The organism is Variovorax sp. 01T439_2, assembly GCF_056398445.1.
The window spans coordinates 1-4,043 of the sequence record NZ_JBFTPJ010000543.1; the positions used below are offsets into that span (position 1 = coordinate 1).

The 4,043-nt window shown below is 70.1% G+C and carries 6 protein-coding genes; 5 read left to right on the top strand and 1 reads right to left on the bottom strand.

Features of this window, described 5'->3' with window-relative positions; genetic code table 11:
• The 5 genes from AC1DOC_RS22760 to AC1DOC_RS22780 all read left to right on the top strand — a co-directional run.
• Nucleotides 1-1,018: AMP-binding protein (locus AC1DOC_RS22760; RefSeq protein WP_478130534.1), on the top strand; the 1,018-nt coding region annotated here is incomplete at its 5' end.
• Nucleotides 1,015-1,776, top strand: a complete 762-nt coding sequence (locus AC1DOC_RS22765) for an SDR family NAD(P)-dependent oxidoreductase (protein WP_369664282.1) — start codon at nt 1,015-1,017, stop codon at nt 1,774-1,776. The genes AC1DOC_RS22760 and AC1DOC_RS22765, both read left to right, overlap by 4 nt.
• 52 nt (nt 1,777-1,828) lie before the next feature.
• A complete protein-coding gene (locus AC1DOC_RS22770; protein WP_478080043.1) occupies nt 1,829-2,605 on the top strand; it encodes an SDR family NAD(P)-dependent oxidoreductase in 777 nt (258 codons plus the stop codon).
• A complete protein-coding gene (locus tag AC1DOC_RS22775) occupies nt 2,605-3,132 on the top strand; it encodes a MarR family winged helix-turn-helix transcriptional regulator (protein WP_145741612.1) in 528 nt (175 codons plus the stop codon). Before AC1DOC_RS22770 ends, AC1DOC_RS22775 begins: the two co-directional genes overlap by 1 nt.
• Nucleotides 3,132-3,590, top strand: a complete 459-nt coding sequence (locus tag AC1DOC_RS22780; RefSeq protein ID WP_478080044.1) for an acyl-CoA thioesterase — start codon at nt 3,132-3,134, stop codon at nt 3,588-3,590. Before AC1DOC_RS22775 ends, AC1DOC_RS22780 begins: the two co-directional genes overlap by 1 nt.
• A 6-nt stretch (nt 3,591-3,596) precedes the next feature.
• On the opposite strand, the gene AC1DOC_RS22785 is transcribed toward AC1DOC_RS22780, so the two are convergent.
• The gene (locus AC1DOC_RS22785) at nt 3,597-3,995 is read right to left on the bottom strand and encodes a hypothetical protein (RefSeq protein ID WP_478130535.1); all 399 of its coding nucleotides are present in this window, start codon (nt 3,993-3,995) and stop codon (nt 3,597-3,599) included.
• Nucleotides 3,996-4,043 lie beyond the last annotated feature (48 nt).

Below are 4,043 nucleotides of genomic sequence, written 5' to 3' on the forward strand. Positions count from 1 at the left end.
GTATTTCTGGTGGGGCGTGAACAGCGCCGAAGTGCTCGGCGTCGGCCGCGACGACGTGCTGTGCACCACGCTGCCGCTGTTCCACATCAACGCGCTCAACACCTTTGCGCAGGCCGCGCTGACCGGCGCCGAGGTGGTGTTCGAATCGCGCTTCTCGGCCTCGGGCTTCTGGCCGTCGATGCGCGCCAATGGGGCGACCGTGGTCTACCTGCTGGGCGCGATGGTGCCGATCCTGCTGGCCCAGCCCGAAGGCGAAGCCGAGCGCGAACACCGCGTGCGCATCGGGCTCGGGCCGGGCGTGCCCTCGGCGGCCGGGCAGGCCTTCAGGGCGCGCACCGGCGTGGCGCTGCTCGAAGGCTATGGCTCGACCGAGACCAACTTCGCGATTGCCACCGCGCCGGATTCGCCGCGCGGCGGCGTCATGGGCTGGCTGCGCCCCGGCTTCCAGGCGCGCGTGGCCGACGAGGGCGATGTGGAGCTGCCCGCAGGCGAACCCGGCGAACTGCTGCTGCGCGCGGACGAACCCCACGCCTTTGCGAGCGGCTACTTCAACATGCCCGAGAAGACGGTCGAGGCCTGGCGCAACCTCTGGTTCCATACCGGCGACCGCGTGGTGCGCGATGCCGATGGCGCCTTTCGCTTTGTCGACCGCATCAAGGACGCGATACGCAGGCGCGGCGAGAACATCTCGTCCTTCGAAGTCGAGCAGGTGCTGCTGAGCCACCCCGGCGTGGCCTCCTGCGCCGTGTACCCGGTGCAATCCGAACTGGCCGAGGACGAGGTGATGGCCGCGCTGGTGCCGCGCGAAGGCCAGCGCATCGACCCGGCCGAACTGGCGCGCTTCTGCGAGAGCCGCCTGCCGTACTTCGCGGTGCCGCGCTACATCGACGTGCTGGCCGACCTGCCGCGCACCGAGAACGGCAAGGTGCAGAAGTTCAAGCTGCGCGAGCGCGGTGTCAGCGAACAGACCTGGGACGGACGGCCCGCTGCCGTTCGTCCCCCGGCAAGGACCGCATGAGTTCCACGCCGCCACCGCTTGCCGGCCAGGCCGCATTCGTGACCGGCGCGGGGCAGGGCCTGGGTGCCGCCATTGCGCGCGGATTGGCCGAATCGGGTGCGCGCGTGGTGCTTGCCGATGTCGACGCAGGCAGCGCCGAATTGGCGGCCGCGGGCCTGCGCGCCGCGGGCGCCGACTGCGTCGCCATGGAACTCGACGTGCGTAGCGAGCCGGCGTTCGTACGCTGCTTCGAGGCGGCCGTGGCCCGCTTCGGCGCCATCGACCTGCTGGTCAACAACGCCGCGCGCACGCCGTTCACCTCGCCCTGGGACATCACGCCCGACGAGTGGGACGACGTGCTGGCCGTCAACCTGCGCGGCAGCTTCTTCGGCTGCCGCATTGCCGGACGGCACATGCGCGAGCGCGGTTCCGGGCGCATCGTCAACCTGGCGTCGCTGGCGGGCCAGCAGCCCAGCGCCGCAACCGGCGTGCACTATGCGGCCAGCAAGGCGGCGCTGCTGGCACTGACGCGCAGCTTCGCGCAGGAACTCGCACCGCAGGGCGTCACGGTGAATGCACTGGCGCCGGCAGCGGTTCGCAGCCCCGCGCTCGATGCGCTGGATCCGGTGCGGCAGCAGGCGCTGAAGGCCGCCATTCCGCTCGGCCGCTTCGGCGAGGCCGAAGAGGTGGCGGCCGCCGTGGTCTACCTCGCTTCGCCCGCGGCGGCCTTCATGACGGGCGCCACGCTGGACCTCAACGGCGGCCGTTTCATGCGCTGAACAGGCGATGCGCCGCACACGCTAAAATAGTTCAGGACTAAACAATTCAGGTATGCACGCAAATTCACTGACCGGCCGCCATGCCCTCGTCACCGGCGCCGCGCGCGGCATCGGCGCCGAGATCGCCCGCACCCTGGCTGCCGAGGGCGCAACGCTCACGCTGCTGGGACGCGACCTCGATTCACTCCGGCGCGTGGCCGCGACGCTCGCGGGCCAGGGCCACGGCGTGGCCGCAGCGGACGTGGCCGAGGCCCAGGCCGTGCAGTCGGCCTTCGCGCTGGCGCGTGCCGAGCGCGGGCCGCTCGCCATCCTCGTCAACAACGCAGGCGCGGCCGAGAGCGCGCCTTTTCTCAAGACCTCGGCCGAGCTCTGGCAGCGCATGCTGTCGGTGAACCTCACCGGCACGTTCCTGTGCACGCAGGCCGCGCTGCCCGACATGCTCGAAGCCGGCTGGGGCCGCATCGTCAACATCGCCAGCACCGCGGGCCAGAAGGGCTATGCCTACGTCGCGGCCTATGCGGCGGCCAAGCATGGCGTGGTCGGGCTCACGCGCTCGCTCGCGCTCGAGGTGGCACGCAAGGGCGTCACGGTGAACGCGGTGTGCCCCGGCTACACCGACACCGACATCCTGCGCGCGAGCGTTGCCAACGTGGTGGGCAAGACCGGCCGCAGCGAAGCCGATGCGCTGGCCGAGTTCTCCAGCGCCAATCCGCAGCGGCGCATCGTGCAGCCCGCCGAAGTGGCCGACGCGGTGCGCTGGCTCTGCGGGGAGGGCGCCGCGTCCGTCACCGGGCAGTCGGTCTCGGTGTCGGGCGGGGAGGTGATGTGATGCGCAACGACGCCTCGCATGCTGCGCTCAGCGACGCCGAGGAGCTCGGCCACGAGGCCCGCGCCGGCCGCGAAGACCACGCCATGCTCAGGCTGTGGCTGCGCATGCTCGCCAGCACCACGCAGATCGAGGCCGAGATCCGGCGCCGGCTGCGCGAGCGCTTCGGCATCTCACTGGCGCGCTTCGACTACATGGCCCAGCTCTACCGCTATGAAGACGGCCTGAAGATGCGCGTGCTGTCGCGCTACCTGATGGTGACAGGCGGCAACGTCACGGGCCTGACCGACGAACTCGAGCGCGACGGCCTGGTGGCGCGCGCCCACAGCCCCGACGACCGCCGCTCGTGGATCGTGAGCCTCACACCCAAGGGGCGCGCGAGCTTCGAGACCATGGCCAAGGAACACGAGCAATGGATCCTCGAGATGTTCTCCGGCCTCGACATGAAGACCGTCAGGCAGATGCATGCCCAGCTCGGCCAGCTGCGCGTGCACGTGATGCGCAGCGAGCCTGCGGGCGAGGAGGGCTGATGGCAGCGAGCACAGGCGAAACCGAAGCGCCTCAGGCCGAGTTCCAGCGTGCACGGATGATCCGCTTCTCCGATTGCGACCCCGCGGGCATCGTCTTCTATCCGCAGTACTTCGTCATGCTCAACGGCCTGGTGGAAGACTGGGTGAGCGAAGGGCTCGGCATCGGCTACCACGCGCTCATCGCCGAGCGGCGCATCGGCCTGCCCACGGTGCGGCTCGAGGCCGACTTTCGCGCCGTGAGCCGCATGGGCGACCGCGTCATGCTGGGCCTTGCGGTGGAGCGGCTCGGCTCGCGCTCCATGACGCTCGTGCTGCGCTGCTTCGATCCCGCGAGCGGCGAGCTGCGCATGCAGATGAAGCAGGTGCTCGTGACCACCTCGCTCGAGAGCCATCGCGCCGTCGAAATTCCGCAGGACCTGCGCACGGCCATCCTGCGCGGCGCGCCCTCGCTCGCCTGAGGCGCGTCAGGGCGGCGGCTCTTCACCGGGCGCGCGCGCCGCACGCTGCTTGAGCCAGCCGCTGAGCTCCCTTTTTCCCTTGGCGTCGGCCTGCCGCCAGGCCTCGCGCGCGGCCGCGATGAAGCGCTCTTCCGCCGCATCGGGCACTTCGGAGGGACGGTCTTCCTTATCGAGCCAGCCCGGCTCCACCTCGCAGTGCTGTTCGATCTGCCGCGCCAGGTTGTCGCCGATGGGGAGAGGCTGGCAGGGTGCACCGGCGCTTCCGCTTGCGCCAACGGACCGGAGCCTTGAATATCCCGACCTCGACCAGCGCGTGCGCGAGGTCGGCGAGTGGTAGCAGTGCCGCAAGGCATCGATACAAACACGAAGGAGTGAGTGCCGCATGGACAACAAGCAAGCCATCATCGAAAGCCTCGCGCGGGCATTGGAAAGCTGGGTGCGCCATGCCAGCGC